Origin of the sequence: Sphingomonas daechungensis, assembly GCF_014489495.1 — a bacterium.
In the GTDB taxonomy this organism is placed as follows: Bacteria; Pseudomonadota; Alphaproteobacteria; order Sphingomonadales; family Sphingomonadaceae; genus Sphingomicrobium; species Sphingomicrobium daechungense.
Map to the genome: position 1 here is coordinate 2,087,548 of NZ_CP060780.1, position 21,918 is coordinate 2,109,465.

22 protein-coding genes and 5 pseudogenes are annotated in these 21,918 nt (G+C 62.8%); 14 read left to right on the forward strand and 13 right to left on the reverse strand.

The window, feature by feature from the left end:
* Positions 1-508: 508 nt before the first annotated feature.
* From H9L15_RS11150 to H9L15_RS17715, 5 genes are all read right to left on the reverse strand, one after another.
* Positions 509-1,363 (reverse strand): alpha/beta fold hydrolase, encoded by an 855-nt coding sequence (locus tag H9L15_RS11150; RefSeq protein ID WP_317617504.1) that lies wholly within the window; start codon positions 1,361-1,363, stop codon positions 509-511.
* Between the two features lie 142 nt (positions 1,364-1,505).
* Positions 1,506-2,099, reverse strand: a complete 594-nt coding sequence (locus tag H9L15_RS11155) for a TMEM175 family protein (protein WP_187714125.1) — start codon at positions 2,097-2,099, stop codon at positions 1,506-1,508.
* Positions 2,100-2,164: 65 nt separating this feature from the next.
* Positions 2,165-2,551 (reverse strand): cupin domain-containing protein, encoded by a 387-nt coding sequence (locus H9L15_RS11160; RefSeq protein ID WP_187714126.1) that lies wholly within the window; start codon positions 2,549-2,551, stop codon positions 2,165-2,167.
* Between the two features lie 53 nt (positions 2,552-2,604).
* On the reverse strand, positions 2,605-4,002 hold the full coding sequence (locus H9L15_RS11165) for an epoxide hydrolase family protein (protein ID WP_398286114.1): 1,398 nt from the start codon (positions 4,000-4,002) through the stop codon (positions 2,605-2,607).
* 606 nt (positions 4,003-4,608) lie between these two features.
* Positions 4,609-5,130 carry a hypothetical protein gene (locus H9L15_RS17715; RefSeq protein WP_223276178.1) on the reverse strand — a complete coding sequence of 174 codons (522 nt, stop codon included), beginning with the start codon at positions 5,128-5,130 and terminating at the stop codon, positions 4,609-4,611.
* 11 nt (positions 5,131-5,141) lie between these two features.
* Between H9L15_RS17715 and H9L15_RS17720 the strand changes: the two genes are divergently transcribed.
* The 3 genes from H9L15_RS17720 to H9L15_RS11180 are packed head-to-tail and all read left to right on the forward strand — an operon-like array spanning position 5,142 to position 7,046.
* On the forward strand, positions 5,142-5,879 hold the full coding sequence (locus tag H9L15_RS17720; RefSeq protein ID WP_223276179.1) for an MBOAT family O-acyltransferase: 738 nt from the start codon (positions 5,142-5,144) through the stop codon (positions 5,877-5,879).
* Positions 5,854-6,789: a hypothetical protein gene (locus tag H9L15_RS11175; RefSeq protein ID WP_187714127.1), complete on the forward strand. Its 936-nt coding sequence runs from the start codon at positions 5,854-5,856 to the stop codon at positions 6,787-6,789. The genes H9L15_RS17720 and H9L15_RS11175 overlap by 26 nt, the downstream gene beginning before the upstream one ends.
* Positions 6,786-7,046, forward strand: coding sequence for a hypothetical protein (locus H9L15_RS11180; RefSeq protein WP_187714128.1), 261 nt, complete (start codon positions 6,786-6,788; stop codon positions 7,044-7,046). The genes H9L15_RS11175 and H9L15_RS11180 overlap by 4 nt, the downstream gene beginning before the upstream one ends.
* On the opposite strand, the gene H9L15_RS11185 is transcribed toward H9L15_RS11180, so the two are convergent.
* A complete protein-coding gene (locus H9L15_RS11185) occupies positions 7,043-7,489 on the reverse strand; it encodes a GFA family protein (protein ID WP_187714129.1) in 447 nt (148 codons plus the stop codon). The genes H9L15_RS11180 and H9L15_RS11185 overlap by 4 nt on opposite strands.
* A 47-nt stretch (positions 7,490-7,536) precedes the next feature.
* Between H9L15_RS11185 and H9L15_RS11190 the strand changes: the two genes are divergently transcribed.
* On the forward strand, positions 7,537-8,541 hold the full coding sequence (locus tag H9L15_RS11190) for a hypothetical protein (protein WP_187714130.1): 1,005 nt from the start codon (positions 7,537-7,539) through the stop codon (positions 8,539-8,541).
* Positions 8,542-9,204 carry a Fe2+-dependent dioxygenase gene (locus tag H9L15_RS11195; protein WP_187714131.1) on the forward strand — a complete coding sequence of 221 codons (663 nt, stop codon included), beginning with the start codon at positions 8,542-8,544 and terminating at the stop codon, positions 9,202-9,204.
* 77 nt (positions 9,205-9,281) lie between these two features.
* Here the strand turns inward: H9L15_RS11195 and H9L15_RS11200 are convergent, their stop codons facing one another.
* A complete protein-coding gene (locus H9L15_RS11200; RefSeq protein WP_187714132.1) occupies positions 9,282-10,310 on the reverse strand; it encodes an aspartate-semialdehyde dehydrogenase in 1,029 nt (342 codons plus the stop codon).
* A gap of 148 nt (positions 10,311-10,458) precedes the next feature.
* Here H9L15_RS11200 and H9L15_RS11205 point away from each other — a divergent pair, with 148 nt between their 5' ends.
* Positions 10,459-11,274, forward strand: coding sequence for a DUF2189 domain-containing protein (locus H9L15_RS11205; RefSeq protein ID WP_223276180.1), 816 nt, complete (start codon positions 10,459-10,461; stop codon positions 11,272-11,274).
* 3 nt (positions 11,275-11,277) lie between these two features.
* On the opposite strand, the pseudogene rplS reads toward H9L15_RS11205, so the two are convergent.
* Together rplS and trmD are read right to left on the reverse strand one after the other, a co-directional pair.
* Positions 11,278-11,675, reverse strand: a pseudogene (gene rplS / locus H9L15_RS11210) (50S ribosomal protein L19).
* Positions 11,672-12,409 (reverse strand): tRNA (guanosine(37)-N1)-methyltransferase TrmD, encoded by a 738-nt coding sequence (gene trmD, locus H9L15_RS11215; RefSeq protein WP_187714133.1) that lies wholly within the window; start codon positions 12,407-12,409, stop codon positions 11,672-11,674. Before trmD ends, rplS begins: the two are co-directional and overlap by 4 nt.
* A gap of 50 nt (positions 12,410-12,459) precedes the next feature.
* Between trmD and H9L15_RS11220 the strand changes: the two genes are divergently transcribed.
* Entirely contained in the window at positions 12,460-13,374 is a 915-nt protein-coding gene (locus tag H9L15_RS11220; protein ID WP_187714134.1) for an NAD(P)/FAD-dependent oxidoreductase, read from the forward strand.
* Here the strand turns inward: H9L15_RS11220 and rimM are convergent.
* The 4 genes and pseudogenes from rimM to H9L15_RS11240 form a co-directional block, all read right to left on the reverse strand.
* Complete coding sequence (rimM, locus tag H9L15_RS11225) at positions 13,366-13,851, reverse strand: ribosome maturation factor RimM (RefSeq protein WP_187714135.1); 486 nt, start codon at positions 13,849-13,851, stop codon at positions 13,366-13,368. The two genes, H9L15_RS11220 and rimM, sit on opposite strands and share 9 nt — an antisense overlap.
* Before the next feature lie 251 nt (positions 13,852-14,102).
* Positions 14,103-14,543: pseudogene (gene rpsP, locus H9L15_RS11230) on the reverse strand (30S ribosomal protein S16); the annotation flags it as partial.
* Positions 14,544-14,570: 27 nt separating this feature from the next.
* Complete coding sequence (gene ffh / locus H9L15_RS11235; RefSeq protein WP_187714137.1) at positions 14,571-16,040, reverse strand: signal recognition particle protein; 1,470 nt, start codon at positions 16,038-16,040, stop codon at positions 14,571-14,573.
* A complete protein-coding gene (locus tag H9L15_RS11240; protein WP_187714138.1) occupies positions 16,025-16,648 on the reverse strand; it encodes a hypothetical protein in 624 nt (207 codons plus the stop codon). Before H9L15_RS11240 ends, ffh begins: the two co-directional genes overlap by 16 nt.
* Before the next feature lie 61 nt (positions 16,649-16,709).
* Between H9L15_RS11240 and dapF the strand changes: the two are divergent.
* The 7 genes and pseudogenes from dapF (at position 16,710) to H9L15_RS11270 (ending at position 21,895) form a co-directional block, all read left to right on the forward strand.
* Positions 16,710-17,507, forward strand: a pseudogene (gene dapF / locus H9L15_RS11245) (diaminopimelate epimerase).
* Positions 17,504-18,463 (forward strand): MiaB/RimO family radical SAM methylthiotransferase, encoded by a 960-nt coding sequence (locus tag H9L15_RS11250; protein WP_223276181.1) that lies wholly within the window; start codon positions 17,504-17,506, stop codon positions 18,461-18,463. The pseudogene dapF and the gene H9L15_RS11250 overlap by 4 nt, the downstream one beginning before the upstream one ends.
* Positions 18,460-18,684, forward strand: a complete 225-nt coding sequence (locus H9L15_RS17725) for a hypothetical protein (RefSeq protein ID WP_223276183.1) — start codon at positions 18,460-18,462, stop codon at positions 18,682-18,684. Before H9L15_RS11250 ends, H9L15_RS17725 begins: the two co-directional genes overlap by 4 nt.
* Positions 18,681-19,593: pseudogene (ftsY, locus tag H9L15_RS11255) on the forward strand (signal recognition particle-docking protein FtsY). Before H9L15_RS17725 ends, ftsY begins: the two are co-directional and overlap by 4 nt.
* Positions 19,590-20,207 carry an inner membrane-spanning protein YciB gene (locus H9L15_RS11260; RefSeq protein ID WP_187714139.1) on the forward strand — a complete coding sequence of 206 codons (618 nt, stop codon included), beginning with the start codon at positions 19,590-19,592 and terminating at the stop codon, positions 20,205-20,207. The pseudogene ftsY and the gene H9L15_RS11260 overlap by 4 nt, the downstream one beginning before the upstream one ends.
* Positions 20,200-21,138 (forward strand): ABC transporter ATP-binding protein, encoded by a 939-nt coding sequence (locus H9L15_RS11265; protein WP_187714140.1) that lies wholly within the window; start codon positions 20,200-20,202, stop codon positions 21,136-21,138. The genes H9L15_RS11260 and H9L15_RS11265 overlap by 8 nt, the downstream gene beginning before the upstream one ends.
* Positions 21,135-21,895, forward strand: a pseudogene (locus tag H9L15_RS11270) (ABC transporter permease). The gene H9L15_RS11265 and the pseudogene H9L15_RS11270 overlap by 4 nt, the downstream one beginning before the upstream one ends.
* Positions 21,896-21,918 lie beyond the last annotated feature (23 nt).

Here is a 21,918-nt window from a genome sequence, read left to right on the forward strand (position 1 = left end):
AGAAAAGCGGGAGCGCAAATCAATGTCTCTCAGGCGCTGAAATGCTTAGTGGTCGAGTTCAGCGATGCATCTTTCCTAAACCTCCTTCCCGTCCCAAACACTAGGGTGAACCCTAGTGGCAGGAATGGTTCGAGGCGGTCCAAAACCTGAAGAAGGCATCTAGGTAATATTACTCATTCTAGCTAATCTGAGCATTAGTTAGGATCCGGAGATCATAGGTCGCCGGGGTCCGAATGATTGAGTATCGTCGCGGCATCGCCAGTCAGCGCAAGACGCCCTTTTGGCACTGGCACGCCGAGTGCCCTGGGTACCCGCTTTCGACATTTGCCATTCGCAAAATTCGGCCAGATGAGACTGAGCTGTGTCCTCGATGCGTTAGCTTGTCTGAGCGTTGAGGGCATTATGTCGCTGCTTCACGGCTCAGCGGTCAGCATGTGCCTAGTGTCCGCAATGGGTCGAAAGCGGCCACTAGGGATAGGCGAGAATGCGTAGTTCGTTCGATGAGACCCTAAGCAACCTGCAAGACTGCTTCGGCAAACTCTCGCGGCGCTTCCTGCGGCAAATTGTGCCCAATTCCGCCACCGATGGTCCTATGCTCATAATTGCCGGTGAACTTGGCGCGATAGGCAGCAGGCTGCGGGTGTGGAGCGCCATTGGCATCCCCTTCCATCGTAATCGTTGGAACACTGATCGTGGGCCCCGCTGCAAGTCGTTCCTCGATATCGTCGTACCGCGCATCCCCTTTCGCCAAGCCTATTCGCCAACGGTAATTGTGGATCACGACGGCCACATGGTCCGGATTGTCGAAGGAAAGCGCCGAGCGGGCAAAAGTCGCGTCGTCGAACTTCCACTGCGGCGAGGCGAGACGCCAGATCAGTTTGTTGAACTCGATGCGATTCTTCTCGTAGCCCAGTTTCCCTCGCTCCGTCGCGAAATAGAATTGGTACCACCACTGGTATTCCGCTTCGGGCGGGAGCGGTTGCTTTCCTGCCTGCTGGTTGCCGATCAGGTAGCCGCTGACGGACACGAGAGCCCTGACGCGTTCGGGCCATAGCGCCGACACTATGTCCGCCGTTCGCGCACCCCAGTCGAAACCCGCAAGGACTGCCCTATCGATTTTCAAAGCATCCAACAGAGCAACCGCGTCCATCGCCAGCGCGGCTGGCTGGCCATTGCGGACCGTGTCGGCGGACAGGAAGCGCGTCGAACCGTATCCGCGAAGGTAAGGGACGATCACGCGATGACCAGCGGCGGCAAGGATGGGCACGACTTCCTCGAAGGCGTGGATGTCGTAAGGCCAGCCATGAAGCAGTAGAGTTGGAATACCCTGTACAGGTCCAGCTTCGACGTAGCCAATGTTCAAAAGTCCGCCATCAATTTGCTTGATCGCCCCGAATGCTGGGACCGTCGCAGAAGTGGCCGCACCCAATTGACTCGCAGTCAGCGTCGCTGCGGCCACACCGAGAAATTCTCTCCGATCAAGCTGACCCAACTTGGCCTCCAATTTAAGGACAGGAATGCTCCACGTCGTGATGTTCGTCTTCCGGCGAGCCCTTCGTCACGATTTGTGCGCGGATGATCGGCACGACCAGCATGGGCGGAACGCTCACAAAGCAGATCCACGCCAGCCAGACGTTTACGAACGCAAGAGGGATCGAGGCGAGGTAAATCGCCAGAAAAGCAGCAGACTTGCGTAAGATGCGGTGATGAATGTCGCGGTGCGCTGCGTTGTGGCTCCGCCGCGATGCGTGCGAGCGAAGCAGCATGAAGGCCGCCGTGCTTGCCGCGCCGACCGAGCCGTAAACTGCCGCCGCTACAGACGAAAGTGGATGCGTCCCTAAAAATCTCGTCGCTAAGGGGATCGAGGAGATGCAGAACAGCAGGAGATTGTTGAACCAGATTGTGGTCCGGGTTGGCCGGCTGAGCGTAAAAATCAGGTAATGGTGGCTGACCCAGAGATTGGCGATGACGAAGAAACTGAGCGCGTAAGTCAGGTAGCCAGCGCCAAACCGCTGGAGCGTTACGGAATCACTTGCAAATGCAAGTCTGTCAGGGATGTGGACTTCCAGCACCATGATGGTGATGACGATCGCAAACACGCCATCCGAAAAGGACTCTACGCGGCGATTGGTCGGCCGCAGTTCCGGATCGACAGTCCGCGCGCCTATCTTTTCAGCGTGACTAACGGTTTGCCCTTCTCAATCACGTAGGTTGCCAATTCGGACGCGGGCGCCTCGCTGGAATTCCTGGCCGAGTGGAACACGCCAGCTGGCACGAACAGAACGTCGCCGGCCTTGACTGTAAACGCTCCTTCGCCCTCGACGTCGTACTCGATGGTGCCGTTAAGGACGTAGATGATTTCTTCCCCTGGATGACTGTGCATTGGAAAGGAAGCGCCCGGAGCAAAATCGACCCGAGCCTGAAGCGATTCCCAGCCGGGAATGCTGAGGTCGTGGCGCTGAAGGTCGGTACGCTCAGTGCCCGGAGGGCGCGCAGGAGGCGCTTGCCCCTGGATCGCTGCAACCGCAGCAATCGCAATTAAGGGTGACATAGTCTTCTCCCGAGGGATGGGCGGCACTTGATCGGCACCGCCCTCACAATCGTTCAGTGGCGCACAGATCTAAAGCCGTTTCGAACGTCGTCCGTCCAAAACTCCGGTTGTTCCCAGGCCATGAAGTGGCCGCCTTTCGGGTGGCGCTTGTAATAGATCATGTTCGGAAAGGCCGCCTTCGCCCATGTCTCAGGCACCTGGTAAAGTTCTGTCGGGTTGGAGCTGATGACGACCGGGACGGTCACACCCTGCGGCTTGAAGAACGCAAGCTTGTTCTCCCAGTACAGACGCGCGGAAGACACCGCCGTCTCGGTCAGCCAATAGAGGGTAATGTTATCGAGAACGTCGTCGCAACTAAGCCCTTCGCTTACCCCATCGAACACGCGCGAGATCATTTTCAGGCTCTCATCGTCATGATCAAGAATCCAGGCGGCGAGGCCGATCGGCGAATCCTCAAGCGCATAGAGAGTCTGCGGTCGAAGCGTCATCTCGTTGGCGTAGCCCAGGCCCTTCCCAAAAAAGAATTTCAGCTGTTCCAGGGCCTTCTGCTCATCGGCCGAGAGTCCTGAAGGGGCCGGCCCACCGTTCACCGCCGCGAAAATCTCCTCGGGAACCGCGGACGGCATGTTCAAATGAATACCTCGAACATGGTCGGAATGATTCACTGCAAGTTGTTCGGTGACCGGATCGCCCCAGTCGCCGCCGGATGCGACAAACTGATCGTAACCGAGCCTCTGCATCAGCATGGTCCACGCCTTTGCAATGCGGACTGGCTCCCATCCGAGCTCGGTCGGCTTGCCGGAAAATCCGTAGCCGGGAAGCGACGGGATCACGACGTCAAAGGAGTCTTCGGCTTTTCCGCCGTGAGCCGTGGGGTTCACCAGCGGGTCGATGATCTTCAATTGCTCAATGATCGATCCGGGCCAGCCGTGGGTGACGATGATCGGTAGCGCGCCTGGATTCTTTGACTTGGCGTGGATGAAGTGAATGTCCAGCCCGTCAATTGTGGTCACGAACATCGGCAGCGCGTTCAGCCGAGCTTCGATCTTTCTCCAGTCGTATTGGTTCGCCCAATAATCGGCAAGCTTCTGCATCGTCGCGAGCTGCACGCCCTGTGTGGGATTTGGCACAAGCTCTCGGCTGGGCCATCGCGTGGATTTCACCCGCCGCTTTAGGTCCGCCAGTTGCTCATCCGTTGCGTGGAATTTGAAAGGTCGGATCGATGCGTCGGCGCTCGGATCAGCCGTCGCGCCAATGAAAGCGCTTCGGGCAATCGGCGCAGACGATGAGGTCGGCTCTGGCGTCTGCGTGACGGTCTGAGAAGGAGTTGGTGACGGCGGAGGCATCGACTGAGCGCCGGCTGCGCCCATTGGAATTAGGACGCCGACAGCGCCGAGCACTGTGGAGGTAAGGAAATGACGCCTGGCAAGCGGAGGATGCAGTGCAAACATGTGGGGCCCTTCTCGTCAAAGTGAGGAGATGCACACGTACAGTCGGTCCGGCGCCCTCCGGGGCGCAGGCCGCAGTCTCGTGACGGGGCCGATGACGAGCGCTTCGACTTTCCGAAGCATCGACTCGATCGCGGTAACCGCCGTGCCTTAGCAGTCATCTGCCGTTGCCGTGAGTAGTCGACTCGAAGGTCTCAGCTTGAACTTATCCACAGGCCAGTAAGCGGGAGTTCCCAGCCACTATCCAAAGTCGGTCGAATGCTGCGGCAAGCTGAACTAGCGGCAGGTTTGGGTCGAAAGCTGCCACTAACTCGGCGCTGAATATTTAGCGTTGCCACCCGCGGGCCACCGTGCCAGCGTCCGACCCGCCCGCTAGCTGAGTCTCGCTAGCCGGCGCGTGCAGCATTCGGGGAAGCTGTACATGAGAACGGGGAACAGCGGACGCCGAGGGCGTCCGCAATGATATTCAATTCGCTGACCTTCCTGGTCTTCTTCGCGCTCGTGCTCGCGCTGCACAACGCGCCGTTTTTCAGCTGGCACCAGAAGAAGATCAACCTGCTGATCGCGTCGTACCTGTTCTACGCCGCGTGGAACCCGCCGTTCGTGATCCTACTGTGGGTTTCGACCGTCGTCGACTGGTGGGCGGCCCAGTGGATGGTGCGCGCGAAGCAGGAGCGGACGCGCAAGATGTGGATGATCATCTCGGTGGTCGTGAACATCGGCATGCTCGGCTATTTCAAGTACGGCGAGTTCCTGCTCGAGAATTTCGTCATGCTCGCGGCGTCGATCGGCATCGATTACCAGCCGCCGAAGTGGGACATCATCCTGCCGGTCGGGATCAGCTTCTACACCTTCGCGACCCTGTCCTACACGTTGGACGTCTACCTCCGGCGGGCGAAGCCGGCGCAGCACTTCCTGGATTATGCGCTGTTCGTGACCTTCTTCCCGCACCTGGTCGCGGGTCCGATCATGCGGCCGACCGAGCTGGTGCCCCAGTTCGCGAACACGCGCCGAGCGACTGCGCATCAATTGTACTTCGGCCTGGCGCTGATCACCCTCGGCCTGTTCCAGAAGGTGGTGCTTGCGGACGGCTTCCTCGCGCCCGTCGTGGAGAAGGTTTACGACGCGCATCGGGCGTTCCGATGGCGCTCGACGCCTGGGTCGCGACGCTGGCGTTCAGCGGGCAGATCTTCTGCGACTTCGCGGGCTATTCGACAACCGCGATCGGCGTTGCGATGTGCCTGGGCTTCGCGATGCCCGACAACTTTCGCTTCCCGTATGCGGCGGTCGGCTTTTCGGACTTCTGGCGGCGATGGCACATCACATTGTCGAGCTGGCTTCGCGACTACCTCTACATTCCGCTCGGAGGGAACCGGCATGGCCCGGCGCGGACCTATACCGCGCTGATGGGGACGATGCTGCTCGGCGGCCTATGGCACGGAGCGGCCTGGACCTTCGTCGTCTGGGGTGGGCTCCATGGGCTCTACCTGGTGGTTGAACGCTGGCTGCGGGCGCGATTCAAAGGCTGGACGCCGGGGCCGCTGGCCTTCGTCGGCCTCGGCCTGCTGACGTACGTCCTGGTCAACATCACCTGGGTGTTCTTCCGCGCCAAGGACTTCACCGTCGCCTCGACCATGCTGCAGTCGATGGCGGGGCTGGCGGCGGATCCGATCCCGATGATCGCGCTGCTGCCGATGATCTATGCGCTCGTGATCGTCGGCGGGATTGTCGGAACGCATTGGTGGATGCGCGACAAGACGCTGGAAATCGCGGTGGAGCGAACGCCCGCATGGCTCGTCGGCGGACTGCTGGCGATCATGGCGGTCGCGGTTCTTGCAGAACAGGGGAAAGGCAGTGCCTTCATCTACTTCCAGTTCTGACCCCGGCTCCGCGCCGAAGGGCATCGTCGAGCGTGAAGGCGCGCTTCCGGCGGGCCTCAGGCTGACCGCATCGGATCGGCCGGGCCAGGCTCAGCCGGTTCCGACGCGGGATGTGCCGGCGCAGCCGTGGGGACGGATTGCGCTTGGTGTGCTGGCCGCGTTGGTCGTCGGCGGGATCGCGCTCGAGGTGAATGCGCGGGAACGGATCGGCCTTCACGCGGGCGACCTCGACAATAGCGAGATTTCCTGGAGCAACGAGAAGATCAGAGCGGCCGGAGCGCCGGTCGCGATCGTCGGCGATTCCCGCATCCTGTTCGACACCGATCTCGACCGCTTCGAAGCGCTGACCGGGGTGCGGCCGATCCAGCTTGCGATCCACGGGACCAGTGCGCTCACCCTCCTCGAGGACATGGCGGACGACAAGGATTTCAACGGACTCCTGATTGTCGGGCTCGCCGACACGATGTTCTTCCAGCCGTTCGACGGATACGGCGGCTACGTCAAAAAATGGCATGAGTTCAGGGCGCCCTACCGGGTCGTGTCGAACGAGATCGACCACATGCTCCAGCGTCACCTCGCCTTCCTCGATTCCAACTATCGCCTCAGTGTTCTCGCCCATCGGCTGGACGACGACTTCCGGCCCGGCGTCGAAGGCCCCAAGGACGATATCTGGAAGCTGCAGGAAGTCGGTGAGCATCGGGCGACATATCTGTGGGACCGGGTGGAATATGACCCGGCGTGGCGCGCCAGGACGCGCTGGGCCTGGAAAGGCTTCAAGGACCCCTTCCCCTACACGCCGGACCTCATCGCCAAGGGTCATGCGAGGGCCAAGGCCGCCGTGGACAAGATTCGCACCCGAGGTGGCGACGTCATCTTCGTTCGTCCCCCTCGGCGCCAGAACTGCGCGTGAACGAGGAAGCCCAGGTCCCCAAGGCCAAGGGTTGGGACGTCATCCTGCGCAACACGGAGAGCGCCGGCATCCACATCGACGATCTGCCCGGCGCAAAGGACCTTCCCTTGCCGGAATTTTCCCACCTCGGACGCAAGTGCGCGACGGTCTTCACCGACATTTACGTTCGGAAACTGACGGAACTGACGCCTCGGCTGCAGTTGCGCGCAGACGCTCCGCCGCCGCTGACCAAGGACTATTGCGTCCCGACCACTTAGCCGGGGAAGCTGCCCGTCGCGTCGACCCATTTGTCGACGAGCTTTTGATAATCCTCGGTCCGCATCTCCTTGAGTCCCTCGGTGTTCAGCCAGGCGCGATGAATACTCTCGGCACCGAAGTGATGCATCGGCTTGAACCGCGAGGGATCGTCAAAGCTGGCGACGGTCAGGTCCATGTTCTCGCTGCCTTCCTTGAAACGAAAGCCAAACGAGGTCCCGCATTCGCGGCAGTAGGAGCGCTCCGCAATTGGGGAGCTGTCGTACCAGTCGGGCTCATGCTCCCAGGCGACGTCGGACTGCTTCACGTTCTTGAAGGCGATGGAGATTGAGCCGGTCGCGCGTTGGCACATTCGGCAGTGGCAGAGGTACGCCTCGTCGTCGGCGATCTTCGCCGTGTAACGAACCCGCCCGCAAGCACATCCGCCGGACATTTCGTCAGCCACTTTGATCCTCCCTTGGTGAAGCGACATTTGCGCGGCTAAGGGGCGGCATGTCCAGCGGGCCAAGCGCGCAAGAGATCTGGAAGGACGCGACCTGGCTCGCGCAGGCGGTCGATCCGCGCGCAGGGCTTGTCCGGCTCGTCGAGATGACGCCCGACGACTACCGTGAGGCCAGTTTCCTCGACGATCGCATGTTTCAGCAGCGGCCGAGGATCACGCATCTCGTGCCGTGGGCCAGTGTGCTCGGATCGGCGCCGTCAAATCCGCGACGAGACGCCCGCTGGATCTTTCACATCAGCCATGTCGGCTCGACCTTGATCGCCAGACTGCTCGGCGAGATCGAGGGGGTCCTGTCCGTCCGCGAGCCGCGGGCACTTCGGGACCTGACGTTCTTCCCGGCGGAGGTCCGGGCCCGCTTCATCCCGCTGGTCCAGGCACTGTTCTCGCGCTCGTTCACGCCGGATGGAGCAGCCCTCATCAAGGCGACCAGCTTCGTTAGCGAAATTGCGGCGGAGCTGATCCCGGACAACGGGAAGGCCCTGTTTCTCTACACGACTCCGAAGTCCTTCATTCCGGGAATTCTCGCCGGCGAGAATTCGCGGAAGGAACTCGCAGGCCGCGCGGAGCAGCGGATGGCCAGACTCGCGAACCGAGGGGTCCAACTACCGCCGCCGCGACACGAAGCAGACCTGGCCGCGGCGGCCTGGGCATCGGAAATGGTTGCCCTGCAGACCGTCTCGAATGCTGAGGTGCGGTGGGCCGATTTCGACACAGTGCTCGAGGACATGCGGGGCTCGCTGACCTGGATGGCCGAGTTTTTCGGCTTCGACGCCAGCAAGAAGCGACTGGAGGAAATCGCTACGGGACCGCTGACCCGTCGCTATTCCAAGGCCACGCAGTACGAGTACAGCCCTGAGCTGCGCCGAGAGCTGCTTGCTGAAGCCGGGCGAACGCATCGCGCCGATATCGACAGCGCGCTTGCCATGCTCGACGCGGCGTCCGAAACAGCGCCATTGCTTCGAAAGGCCCTCGACCGGGCGCAGGCGGAGAGCTGAATGTATCGGGTCCTGGATATCCTGACACCGCAAGAGGTGGCGGAATGCCGCCAGATCGCGGCTTCGGCGACCTTCGTGCACGGCAAGATCAGCAACCCGCACAACACGGCGAAGCAGAACGAGCAGCTCCACGAGCAAGGCGCATACCAGCGCAGCGCAAAGATCGTGGCCGATGCGTTGCTACGGAGCGAAGAGTTCCACGAGTTCGCCTTCCCGGCGCAAATCGCTCCGCCCCTGCTGACACGGTACAAGCCGGGCATGCACTACGGCGCGCATGCCGACGCCGCCTACCTCAAGCTGCCACACGGCACCGTCCGCAGCGACCTCAGCTGCACGGTCTTCTTGAACGACCCTGGCGATTACGAGGGCGGATCGCTTCACGTGCGACTGGCTGACGCCAGCATCTGCTTCAAGCTCAATCCCGGCCAGGCGATCGTCTATCCTTCGGATACGCTGCACGAAGTCGAAGAAGTGACGAAGGGCGAACGGCTTGTTGCGATCACCTTCATCCAGAGCCGCGTGAAGGACCCGTTTCGGCGGCACATGCTGTTCGAGCTGAATGAGGTTGCCGCGCTCGAAGGACTGAAGATGGCGCCGGAGAATTTCAGCCGGATGCAGCTAATCCAGGCGAACCTGCTGCGCTATTGGGGTGACCAGCCTTAGCAATTGTCATTGCGAGCATAGCGAAGCAATCCAGCTGGATCGCCACGTCGCTGCACTCCTCGCGATGACGAAGGTGTCTACGCCGCCTTTTGCAGGTGCTTGCGACCGAGCAGCTCGGCGATCTGCACAGCGTTCAGCGCCGCGCCCTTGCGGAGGTTGTCGCTGACCACCCACAGGCTGAGGCCATTCTCGACCGTCGAATCCTCGCGGATCCGGGAGACGTAGGTCGCATATTCGCCGACGCATTCGATCGGCGTGACGTAGCCGCCATCCTCTCGCTTATCGACGACCATCACCCCCGGCGCCTCGCGCAGGATGTTGCGCGCTTCGTCGGCGGAAATCTCGTTCTCGAACTCGATGTTCACCGCCTCTGAATGGCCGACAAACACGGGCACACGGACGCAAGTCGCGGTCAGCTTGATCGACGGGCCGAGGATCTTCTTCGTCTCGACGACCATCTTCCACTCTTCCTTGGTCGAGCCGTCGTCGAGGAAGGTGTCGATGTGCGGGATGACGTTGAAAGCGATTTGCTTGGTGAACTTCACCGGCTCGTTGGCATCGCCGACGAAAATGTTGCGGGACTGCTCGAACAGCTCATCCATGCCCTGCTTCCCGGCGCCCGACACCGACTGGTAAGTGGCGACGACCACGCGCTTGATGCGGGCAGCGTCGTGCAGCGGCTTCAGCGCCACCACCAGCTGGGCGGTGGAACAGTTCGGGTTCGCGATGATGTTTTTCCTGGTGTAGCCGACGATCGCCTCGGCATTCACTTCGGGCACGATCAGCGGAACGTCCGGATCCATCCGATAGAGCGAGCTGTTGTCGATGACCGTGCAGCCGGCCTGCGCCGCGCGCGGCGCGTGCACTTTGCTGACGTCCGATCCGGCGGCGAACAGGGCAATGTCCCAACCGCTGAAGTCGAAATGCTCGAGGTTCTTGACCTTGAGCTCCTGCCCGCTGTCGCCGAAGTCGATGATGTCGCCCGTCGAGCGCGGCGAAGCCACCGCTGCAATCTCGTCCAGCGGAAACTGCCGCTCCGCAAGGATATTGAGCATCTCCCGCCCGACGTTTCCTGTCGCTCCGACAACTGCGACCCGATAGCCCATTCTTCAGTCTCCGTTTCGGGATCGCACCTAGTGCACCCGCGTGGATTCACCAAGTGTCGGGATCCCAATTTTTTGGTATGAGAGTCGCCCAAGCGACGCGCCCCGCGGCAGCTCGCGAGACGCGCCCTCAGTGTGAAGGGAGGTCTCCGTGCCCGCGACAACCATTTCCTCTTCCAAGCCCTCCAAGGCCAGCATCCCGGTCCGGAGGATCACATTCGCCGACGCGAATGCGGCTTTGCGTGAGGGTTGGGCCGACTTCATGGAGATGCGCGGCGACCTGATCTTCGTCGGGCTGATCTACGTGCTGGTTGGCTTGGTCGCAGCGACCGCGATCATGGGCGGCGCCTTGCTGCCCCTGCTCTTTCCGATCGTCGCCGGGGTCGGACTTCTCGGTCCAATCGCCGCGCTCGGGTTCTACGAGATGGCGAGGCGGCGAGAGAGCGGCCTCCATTCGAACTGGCAGCACTTTCTCGACGTCCGCAAGCGCCCGGGAATCGACGAGATCAGCGCCGTGGCTGCGTTGCTCCTGGGGATTTTCGTCGCCTGGATATTTGTCGCCAGCGCGCTCTACATCGCACTGTTCGGCTGGTGGGAGCCGGATTCGATTGGCGCCTTCGTCAGCCGGGTGTTCACGACGCCGGAAGGCTGGGCGCTGATCGTCATCGGTAATGCGATCGGCCTCGCCTTCTCCGCCCTCGTCCTGGGCCTCAGCGTCGTCTCGCTGCCGATGCTGGTCGATTGCGACATCAGCGCATCGGAAGCCGTCTCGACGTCATGGCGCGCCGTCCGGGAGAACCCGGGCGTGATGCTCCGCTGGGGGATCATCGTCGCGGCACTGCTGGTGCTCGGGTCGATCCCACTATTCGTGGGACTGGCGGTCGTGTTGCCGTGGCTCGGCTACGCGACCTGGCACCTCTACACGAAGCTGGTCGATCGCAGCGCGATCAAGTCGCGCCGCGACTGAACCTTAGGCTTCGGTCGATTCCGCCTTGGCGGCTTCGCGGCGCGGGTCGCGACGCTCGGCGATGCGCGCCGACTTACCGCGACGGCCACGCAGATAGTAGAGCTTCGCACGGCGGACTGCACCGCGGCGAACGACCTCGATCGAATCGATCGACGGCGAATAGAGCGGGAAGACGCGCTCGACGCCTTCGCCGAAGCTGATCTTGCGGACGGTGAAGCTGGAACCGACGCCCTTGTTCGAACGGGCGATGCAAACGCCTTCGAACGCCTGGACGCGGCTGCGGTCGCCTTCGACGACCTTCACGCCAACGCGGAGGGTATCGCCAGGGCGGAATTCGGGACCTTCTTGTCGGCGGTCAGCGCTTCAATGGCTTCGCGCTCAAGAGTCTCGATCAGGTTCATTTCTTACTCGCTCTATCTTCACGCTGCGCGCCAGAGGGCGGTGCCTGCGATGCGCCCCCGTGGCGCTCGATCAGGTCCGGCCGCCTTAGCCGTGTATCTTCGACTGCCTTTGCGTGTCTCCACGCCGCAATCTTCGCATGATCCCCCGACCGCAGCACTTCGGGGATCGTGCGTCCTTCCCATGTTACTGGTCGGGTATAGTGCGGATATTCGAGTAGCCCCGCTTCGAAGCTCTCCTCCTCACCGCTGGAGGCCGCGCCCATTACCCCGGGAAGCAGTCTCACGCAAGCATCGAGGATGACCATCGCTCCAAGCTCTCCGCCCGAGAGGACGTAATCGCCGATCGAGACGGGTTCGATATCGCGGGCCTCGAAGATTCGCTCGTCGAATCCCTCGAAGCGGCCGCAGAGGAGAATGACCCCCTCGCCGGCTGCCAGTTCGCGGACGCGTTCCTGGCTGAGCGGTCTGCCGCGAGGGGTGAGCGCGAGGATCGGGCGGCCGTCGGCAACGCTGTCGACGGCGGCGGCGAGCACGTCGGGCTTCAGCACCATCCCTGCCCCACCGCCCGCCGGCGTATCGTCGACGCTGCGGTGCTTGTCGGTGGCGAAGTCGCGGATCTGCACCGTATCGAGCGACCAGGTGCCCTCACCCAGCGCCTTGCCTGCGAGGCTGACGCCGAGCGGACCCGGAAACATCTCCGGATAAAGGGTCAGGACGGTCGCGGCGAACGGCATGCGCGCGGGCTAGTCTGGAACCGTAGTTGCGGCAATCCATTGGGCCACGAATGGCTGAACCACTTCACTGCTTGATCGTCGGCGGCGGACCCGCTGGATTGACCGCCGCGATCTACCTCGCGCGCTTCCACCTCGACATCCTGGTGGTGGACGACGGCAAGGGGCGTGCGGAAAGCATTCCGTGTACCCACAACCATGCCGGCTATCCGGACGGGATCAGCGGCAAGGAACTCGTCCGGCTGATGCGCGAGCAGGCGCAGCGCTACGGTGCGCGGATCGAGCGGGACTATGTGACCCGGCTCGACCAGACCGAAAATGGCTTCTGCGCGACGTGGGGATCTGGCTCGGTCGAGACGAAGACGGTGCTGCTAGCAACCGGCGTGAAGAACCGGCGGCCGCCGATGGATGAGGAGCTTCATGACGAGGCGCTTCAGCGTGGCCTGATTCGCTACTGCCCGATCTGCGACGGGTTCGAGGTCACCGACAAGAACGTCGGCGTGATCGGCAGCGACAGCCGGGGAGTCGCGGAGGCCATATTCCTCCGCAGCTACACGCCTCACGTGACGCTCATCGCGCCCGACACGGCGCTGAAGGTCACGGAAGAAGACAAGTTACGACTGAAGGACGCGGGCATCGAATGCGTGGACGGGCCTGCTCAGGCGGTGGCCATTTCGGACAAGTGCATCGTCGTCGACACCGCCGAGGGGCATTACACCTTCGACAGCGTTTATCCGGCGCTGGGATCCGACACGCACACGCAGCTTGCCGAGCAGCTCGGAGCGAGGCTCAGCGAGCAGGGATGCATCGGCGTGGACGCGCGGCAGCGCACGAGCGTGCCGGGACTCTATGCGGCGGGAGACGTGGTGATCGGGCTCGACCAGATCAGCCATGCGATGGGTGAAGGCGGCGTCGCGGCGACGACGATCCGCAACGATCTGGCTAAAGAGCAGCCGCTGTTACGCTAGGAATTCCGGATCGAGGACGATGCGGCCGTCCTCCAGGTCGGCGACGCCATCGCGAAACGGGATCAGCGAGCGTTTGCCGTTGGGAAACTCGATCTCGAGCAAATCCCCCGCGCCGAAGTTCTCGACCGTGGCAACCGTGCCGACCGGCTTCCCGTCGCGATCGACGCAAGGCAGCCCGACGATGTCGGCGTGGTAGTATTCACCCTCTTCGAGCGGCGGCAGCGCAGAGCGATCCACCTCGATGAGCGATCCACGAAGGGCTTCGGCTGCAGATCGGTCCGCGACGCCTTCGAAGCGCGCGATCGCGGTCTTGCCGCCGTCGCGAGCAAAAAGAAGGCGGCGCTGGGCACCGCCTACGTAGACATTCTGATGTTGGGCGAGGCTGGCTGCGCTGTCGGAAAACAGCTTCAGCCGAACCTCGCCCTTCACGCCATGCGCGCCGGCCACTGCGGCGAGTGCGACGCGCTTGTCGGTCATCTTGTCCGTTACTCGGCCTTCTCGGTGTCCTCGGCGGCGCCTTCGGCAGGCTCTTCGCTCGAAACGCCCTCAGCTTCGGCAACCGGCTGTTCCGGCGTCTCGGCACCTTCGGCCGGAGCATCTTCGACCGAACCTTCGGCCGGCTCGGACGACGATTCAGCGACCGGAGCCTCTTCAGCGGCGGCTTCGGCTTCAGCCGGAGCTTCTTCGGCCGGGGCCTCAGCTTCCTCAGCAGCCGGAGCTTCAGCAGCAGCTTCCTCGGCGACCACTTCCTCAGCCGGAGCCTCGGTGACCTCTTCAGCGGCCGGCTCTTCGGCCGGAGCAGCAGCGGCCTCCGCGGCAGCGGCTTCAGCGTCTGCAGCGCGCTTCGCACGCTCTTCGACGCGCTCCTTGGCCTTCTCGCCCGGTTCCGCCTTCTTCGGGTTGTTGCGGGCCGGACGCTCCTTGATGCCGGCGGCATCGAGGAAGCGGAGGACGCGGTCCGACGGCTGCGCGCCGACCGACAGCCAATGCGAAATGCGATCGGCGTCCAGCTTCACGCGCTCCGGCGAATCCTTCGCCAGCAGCGGGTTGTAGGTGCCGACCTTCTCGATGAAGCGGCCGTCACGCGCGTTGCGGCTGTTCGCCACGACAATGCGGTAATAGGGGCGCTTCTTGGACCCGCCACGTGCGAGGCGAATTGCTACTGCCATGTCTTCAATCCTTCTTCTAAATTTCTGTTATTTCTTGCCAAACTTGTCGAAACCGGGAGGCAGGTTGAACGGGTGATTGCCGCCGAGGCCCGGAAGTGCGGGACTTCCGCCACCACCAAGGCCAGGCATTCCGCCAGCACCGGCGAGACCCCCTAGGCCCCCGCCGCCTCCAAACATTGCCGCGAGCTTGCCCAGCCCGCCCATCTTTTTCAGCCGCTTCATCACCGTGGACATTTCCTGGTGCATCTTGAGCAGCTTGTTCACTTCCTGAACGGTCGTTCCGCTGCCCTTGGCGATGCGGATCTTGCGCTTGGCGTTCACGATTTCCGGCTTGGCCCGCTCCTTCGCGGTCATGGAGGACAGCATCGCCTCCATGTGCACCAGCGCCTTGGAATCCTGCGCCTTGTCCATCGCGCCCTTCATGCCCTTCATCCCGGGCATCATGCCGGCAAGCGCGCCGAGGCCGCCCATGCGCTGCATCTGCTTGAGCTGTGACCAAAGGTCGTCGAGGTCGAACTTGCCCTTGGCCATCTTGGCCGCGAGCTTCTCGGCGTCCTCGATCTCGATGGTTTCGGCGGCGCGCTCGACCAGGCTGACGACGTCGCCCATCCCAAGGATGCGGCCGGCGACGCGGTCCGGGTGGAAGGCTTCCAGCTTGTCGAGCGCCTCGCCGACGCCGGCGAACTTGATCGGCTTGCCAGTGACCGCGCGCATCGACAGCGCCGCACCGCCTCGGGCATCGCCGTCCATGCGGGTCAGGATCACGCCGGTAAGGTCGACTTCGCCAGCGAAACCCTTGGCGACATTGACGGCGTCCTGGCCGGTCAGGCTGTCGACGACGAGAAGGGTTTCCGTGGGCTTCGACGCCTGGGCTACGGCCTTCATTTCTCCCATCAGCGCGTCGTCGACGTGGAGACGGCCCGCGGTGTCGAGGAGGACGACGTCGTAGGCCTGAAGCTTCGCGGCCTGGATCGCGCGGGCGGCGATCTCGACCGGCGGCTGACCCGCGACGATCGGGAGGGTGTCGACGTTTGTTTGGCGCCCGAGCACCGCGAGCTGCTCCTGCGCGGCTGGGCGGGCGACGTCGAGCGAGGCCATAAGGACGCGCTTGCGCTCGCGCTCCGTGAGGCGCTTGGCGAGCTTGGCGGTGGTGGTCGTCTTACCGGAGCCCTGGAGACCGACCATCATGATGACGGCCGGCGGGTTGACATCGAGGTTCAGCTCGGCGGTTTCTGAGCCAAGCGTTTCTACGAGAGCATCGTTGACGATCTTGACGACCATCTGGCCCGGCGTGACCGAGCGAATGACTTCCTGTCCGACCGCCTTCTCGGTGACCTTGTCGACGAAGTCGCGGGCAACGGGCAGCGCAACGTCGGCCTCGAGCAGCGCAACGCGCACCTCGCGCATCGCCGCACGCACGTCCGCTTCCGTAAGCGCACCGCGCCCACGAAGCCGGTCGAAAACATTGCCGAGCCGATCGCTCAGACTATCGAACATTCACGTCTCCCAATCGATGTCCGGCCCATGTAGGGAGGCAAAACGCAAAATACGCCGGCGGATGAAACCTCATCGGCCAGCGTGCACCCTCGGGCGCGATCATCGATGTTGTGTCTAAAAGACGGGCGCGCCCTAGCGGATGCGCCTGCCGAAATCAACTCAGCCGCGGCTTGCCTTTTGGGGCTTGCGCGGGCGCGAAGGGCCCCCGCCCGGTCCGCCTGGTCCTCGCGGACCATTGCCGGGCCGTCGCCTTCCGGACGCGGAGGCCCTCGCCGCCCCTGCCCGTGGCGCACGGTACGGCGATCGTTCGGATTGCGGCGGTCACGCTCCGGGACACGGTCCATCGGACGCTGCGCCTGCATCTGCTGGCGTGGGCCCACGGCGTAGCCTTCCTTCAGCAGCTGCGTGAACGCCGCGCGGGTGCTGTTCGCGATCGCGTCCTGCAACTCCTTCGGAAGATCGGCGAACGTCACATTCGGGTGGATCGCCTGAACATCACGCAGAAGCTGGTTCGGAAGACCGCCGGAGGCGCTCTTCAGTGCTGCGACAGCATCGAGCACAGCCGAAAACAGGATCGACTGCATCACATCGTTGGCGGCTCTTTGCATGTTCCCTAACTCGCGGCTGGTGGACTTGCCCTGTGCCCGTCCCTAATTGCCGCTGCAAGTCATGACACGCACCTTTCACAAGATGCACGGCCTCGGGAACGACTTCGTGATCTTCGATGCGCGCGAAGAGCCGCTGTCGATGGACGAGGCGCTTGCCCGCGCGGTCTCCGATCGGAAGACCGGCATCGGCTGCGACCAGTTGATCGTCCTCGAGACCTCCAGTGTTGCCGATCTCGAGATGCGAATTTGGAACCATGATGGGATCGAGGTCGAAAGCTGCGGCAACGCATCCCGCTGCGTGGTTGCCCTCACTCATGCGAAGACGATCGAGACCGGCGGCGGCCTGGTAACGGGCGAAGAGGACGGCAGCGACGTCGAAGTCTCGCTCGGCGAGCCCGCTTTGAATGGGACCAAGTCCCGGTCACCTACGCGATGCCGACCAACCCGATGCCGATGGCCTGGGGCGAGCTTCACAATCCCGTCGCGCTGAGCGTGGGCAACCCGCACGTCGTCTTCTTCGTGGAAAATGCCGATAGCATCGATCTCGACGAGCTCGGTCCACGGATCGAGCACGATCCCGTCTTTCCGGATCGGATCAACGTCAACGTCGCCGAAGTTCACCCGAGGGTATTCGGCTGCGCACATGGGAACGCGGTGCGGGGATCACTCGAGCCTGCGGCACAGGGCCAGCGCGACGGCCGTCGCCGCAATTCTCACGAAGCGCGCGCAGTCGCCGGTGAAGGTGACAATGCGCGGAGGCTCGCTGACCATCGCCTGGGCGCAAGGAGAGCCAATCCGCATGCGCGGAAGCGCGACCTACGTCTTCAAGGGCGAGATCGACCTGGAGGCGCTCGCGTGAGCGTCGAGACGATTACGTTAGGGTGCCGACTGAACTTCGCGGAGAGCGAGACCATCCGCCGTCTCGCGACCACCGACGAGGACTGGGTGGTCGTCAACAGCTGCGCGGTTACGAACGAGGCGGTGCGGCAGACGCGACAGTCGATCCGCCAGATGCGCCGCCAGCGTCCGTCCGCAAAAGTCCTTGTCACCGGCTGTGCGGCCGAGCTTAACCCGAAGTCGTTCGCAGACATGCCGGAAGTCGATCGGGTCGTCGGAAATGACAACAAGATCGGTAGCTTGCGCCGAAACGCCGTCAAGACGTCACAGGTCGTACCCGCCGGATTTCTGGGTCACGTCCGCAGTTTCGTCGCTATCCAGAACGGTTGCGACCATCGCTGCACGTTCTGCTCGATCTGGCAGGCGCGCGGGCCGAGCCGGTCACTGCCCTTCGAAGCGATCCGCGATGCAGTCGAGCGCGAGCTTGAGCGCGGTGCCAAGGAGATCGCCCTCACCGGCGTCGATATCACCAGTTACGAACGCGACGGCTTGGGCCTTGGTGCTCTTTGCCAGCGCTTGCTGAGCAAAATCCCGGCTCTCGCCCGCCTGCGCCTGTCGTCGCTCGACAGCATCGAGATCGACGATGCCCTGCTCGAGTTGATTGCGGGTGAGCCACGACTGATGCCGCACTTCCACCTGTCGCTTCAGGCGGGCGACGACATGATCCTGAAGCGGATGAAGCGCCGGCACAGCCGCGTGGACGCTGTGCGGACCGTGGAGCGGATCAAGGTCGGACGGTCAGACGCGACAATCGGCGCGGACCTGATCGCCGGCTTCCCAACAGAAACCGAGGAAATGGCACGGAACAGTTTGAAGTTGCTTGAGGATTGCGACGTGGTCGCGGCCCATGTTTTCCCGTTCTCCCTCGTCCGGACACCCCGGCCGCGCGCATGCCGCAGCTTGAGCGGGAGCTTGTGAAAGCGCGCGCGGCGAGGCTCCGTGAAGCGGCGGCCGAACGCCGTTCGCGCTGGCTGGGCAGTCTGGTCGGGTCCAACCAGGCGGTGATGATCGAGAACAATGGCAAGGGTCACAGCGACGGCTTCGCTCCGGTGAAAATCGACGGCGCGACTCGCGGTGAGATTGGCGAGGCGCACATCATCGGACGTGACGGCGATTGCTTGACGGCGGTGTGGGCATGAGTTGGCTCGACCGCCTGCGCGGCGGGTTTTCGAAGACTGCGGAAAAGGTCGCGGATAACCTTACGGGGCTAACCAGCCGTGCCGCCTCGACACATCCACCCTCGACGACATCGAAGAGGCATTGATCGCCTCGGATTTGGGCCCAGAGGCTTCGAAGCGAATTCGAGAGGCGATTGCCCGGCAGAAGTTCGACAAATTGGATGAGCGGGGGCTCCGCTCGATCCTTGCCGAAGAGATTGAAAAGATACTCGCTCCCGTCGCCAAGCCCTGCAAGTGTGGGGCTTTCCCCGCCCGCACGTGATCCTGGTGATCGGCGTTAACGGTTCCGGCAAGACCACGACCATCGGCAAGCTCGCCCACTGGCTGAAAGAACAGGATTACGGCGTCCTTCTGGCCGCCGGCGACACCTTCCGCGCCGCAGCCATCGAACAGCTCAAGATCTGGGGCGATCGAATTGGTGCTCCGGTCATCTCCGGCAAGGAAGGCGGCGACGCTGCCGGGATCGTCTTCGACGGTGTCAAGCAAGCGACAGACACGGGCATCGACGCGCTGATCGTCGACACGGCCGGCCGGCTCCAGAACAAGTCGCACCTGATGGAAGAGCTTTCCAAGATCCGGCGCGTGCTGGGCCGACTGAACCCGGAGGCCCCCATGACGTCCTGCTCGTCCTCGACGCAACGACTGGGCAGAATGCACTTGCCCAGGTCGAGGTGTTTCGCGAGACCGCCGGAGTGACCGGACTGATCATGACCAAGCTGGATGGCACCGCGCGAGGCGGTGTTCTGGTGGCGGCCGCGGAAAAGTTCGGCTTGCCCATTCATGCCATCGGGTCGGAGAGACAGCCGACGATCTCCGCCCTTCGACCCGCGGGCCGTCGCCCGCGCCATTGCCGGATTGCCGCCTGAATGAGCGAGCAAGCCAAGCAAAGCTCATCCTGGACCATGCTGCTCGACTACGGGCCGCTGATCGTGTTTTTCGTCGCCTACAAGTTGGCGGGCTCGGGGCTGCAAGGCTCTCTGGTCGCCACCCTCGCCTTCATGGTGGCGGTGATCATCTCGATTGCCGTGGGCCTGCTTGTAGTGAAGCGCGTCTCGCCGATGGTCTGGATTTCGACCGCCCTGATCCTCGGTTTCGGCGCAATCACGCTCTATCTTCGCGATCCCAAGTTCATCCAGATGAAGCCGACCTTCATCTACCTCGGCTTCGCGGCGATGCTGGGCGGCGGGCTACTGCGCGGCAAGGCCTTGCTGAAGTGGCTGTTCGGACCGGTTTTCCCGGGGTTAACCGAGGAAGGCTGGCGCAAGCTGAGCCTCAACTGGGCTCTCTTTTTCCTGGCGCTGGCCGTTGCCAACGAAGTCATGCGCGCGACGCTGACCTTCGATACCTGGCTCACGATCAAGGTCTGGGGAGTCACCGTCGTGTCGCTGGTTTTTGCGGTCGCCAACATGCCCATGCTGCTCCGTCATGGCCTCGACCCGAGCGCAAAGCGGAATCCATTGCGGAGACGCCCGTCGAATGAGTGATCCGATCCTGTCCATTCGCGGCCTCGAGAAGACGTACGGCAGCGGTACCCACGCGTTGAAGCCACTCGACCTCGACATCCAGCGCGGAGAGATCTTTGCGCTGCTAGGCCCAAACGGCGCGGGCAAGACGACGATGATCAGCATTGTCTGCGGCATCGTGACGCCAACGGCCGGCGAAGTGCTGATCGACGACAAGAATTGGCAAAGGAACTATCGCGAGGCGCGCAAACGGATCGGACTGGTCCCGCAAGAGCTGACCATGGACGTGTTCGAGCCTTTGATCAGCACGGTCAGCTTCAGCCGCGAGCTGTTCGGCCGCCGTCCCGATCCAAAGCGGATCGAGGAGATCCTCCGCGAGCTTTCGCTATGGGACAAGCGCAAGACGATCCTCAAGGAACTGTCCGGCGGCATGAAGCGCCGCGTGATGATCGCCAAGGCGCTCGCCCACGACCCGGACATCCTGTTCCTGGACGAGCCGACGGCCGGCGTCGACGTCGAGCTTCGCCGGGACATGTGGAACATGGTCCGCCGCCTCCGCGAGAACGGCACCACCATCATCCTCACGACCCACTACATCGAGGAGGCTGAGGAGATGGCCGACCGGGTAGGAGTCATCAACAAGGGCGAGCTGATCCTGGTCGAGGAGAAGACCGAGTTGATGAAGAAGCTCGGCCGCAAGGTCCTGCACCTGCAGCTCGCGGAAGCGCTGGAGACTGTCCCGGCGGCGCTTGCAGAATGGGACCTGAAACTCAGCGAGGACGGCGGAATGCTGACCTACGAGTTCGACGCCAAGGCCGACCGGACGGGCATTCCCTCGCTTCTGGGCGCGATGCGGGATGCAGGCATTGCCTTCAAGGACCTCGACACCCACCAGTCGAGCCTGGAGGACATTTTCGTGGGCTTGATCAATCACCAGAAAGCCGCCGCATGAACCTCCACGGCGTCCTGGCCATCTACAAGTTCGAGATGCACCGCTTCCGGCGGACCCTCTGGACTGGACTCGCGGTCCCGGTGATCACGACCTCGCTCTATTTCGTCGTGTTTGGCTCCGCGATCGGAAGCCGAATGAGCGAGATCAACGGCATTCCCTACGGGGCCTTCATCGTGCCGGGCCTGATGATGCTCTCGCTGTTCACAGAGAGCATCTTCAACGCGAGCTTCGGTATTCACATGCCGCGGTTCACGGGGACGATCTACGAGATCCTGTCGGCGCCCTGTCCGCGTTGGAAACGGTGCTCGGCTATGTCGGCGCGGCCGCGAGCAAGGCGATCATCGTCGCCCTCGTCATCTTCGTGACCGCGCATTTGTTCGTCGATGTCGAAGTGAAGCACCCGCTGCTCATGCTGCTCTACCTGCTGCTGGTGGCGGCGACCTTTTGCTTGTTCGGCTTCATCGTCGGTATCTGGGCCAAGGGTTTCGAGCAGCTGCAGGTTATACCGCTGCTGATCGTCACGCCTCTCACCTTCCTCGGCGGCGCCTTCTATTCGATCGACATGCTCAAGGAGCCGTGGCGGTCCATCACCTTGTTCAACCCCGTGGTCTATCTCATCAACGGTTTCCGCTGGACCTTCTTCGGGACGGCTGACGTATCCTTCCCGGCCGCGCTCGCGGCGACCTTCGCCTTCTTCCTCGCCTGCGCCGGCGTGATCTGGTGGATCTTCCGCACAGGCTATCGACTAAAGCAGTAGTCGAAGGCACATTGCTCCCAGGG

Bases quoted from the DNA above. Each gene is read 5' to 3' on its own strand.
- H9L15_RS11160 (WP_187714126.1), bottom strand. From the start codon at position 2,551: ATGTCACCCTTAATTGCGATTGCTGCGGTTGCAGCGATCCAGGGGCAA.
- H9L15_RS11165 (WP_398286114.1), bottom strand. From the start codon at position 4,002: ATGTTTGCACTGCATCCTCCGCTTGCCAGGCGTCATTTCCTTACCTCC.
- H9L15_RS17715 (WP_223276178.1), bottom strand. From the start codon at position 5,130: ATGCGCGTCGTAAACCTTCTCCACGACGGGCGCGAGGAAGCCGTCCGC.
- H9L15_RS17720 (WP_223276179.1), top strand. From the start codon at position 5,142: ATGGCGCTCGACGCCTGGGTCGCGACGCTGGCGTTCAGCGGGCAGATC.
- H9L15_RS11190 (WP_187714130.1), top strand. From the start codon at position 7,537: ATGTCCAGCGGGCCAAGCGCGCAAGAGATCTGGAAGGACGCGACCTGG.
- H9L15_RS11195 (WP_187714131.1), top strand. From the start codon at position 8,542: ATGTATCGGGTCCTGGATATCCTGACACCGCAAGAGGTGGCGGAATGC.
- H9L15_RS11200 (WP_187714132.1), bottom strand. From the start codon at position 10,310: ATGGGCTATCGGGTCGCAGTTGTCGGAGCGACAGGAAACGTCGGGCGG.
- trmD (WP_187714133.1), bottom strand. From the start codon at position 12,409: ATGCCGTTCGCCGCGACCGTCCTGACCCTTTATCCGGAGATGTTTCCG.
- H9L15_RS11220 (WP_187714134.1), top strand. From the start codon at position 12,460: ATGGCTGAACCACTTCACTGCTTGATCGTCGGCGGCGGACCCGCTGGA.
- rimM (WP_187714135.1), bottom strand. From the start codon at position 13,851: ATGACCGACAAGCGCGTCGCACTCGCCGCAGTGGCCGGCGCGCATGGC.
- ffh (WP_187714137.1), bottom strand. From the start codon at position 16,040: ATGTTCGATAGTCTGAGCGATCGGCTCGGCAATGTTTTCGACCGGCTT.
- H9L15_RS11240 (WP_187714138.1), bottom strand. From the start codon at position 16,648: ATGCAAAGAGCCGCCAACGATGTGATGCAGTCGATCCTGTTTTCGGCT.
- H9L15_RS11260 (WP_187714139.1), top strand. From the start codon at position 19,590: ATGAGCGAGCAAGCCAAGCAAAGCTCATCCTGGACCATGCTGCTCGAC.
- H9L15_RS11265 (WP_187714140.1), top strand. From the start codon at position 20,200: ATGAGTGATCCGATCCTGTCCATTCGCGGCCTCGAGAAGACGTACGGC.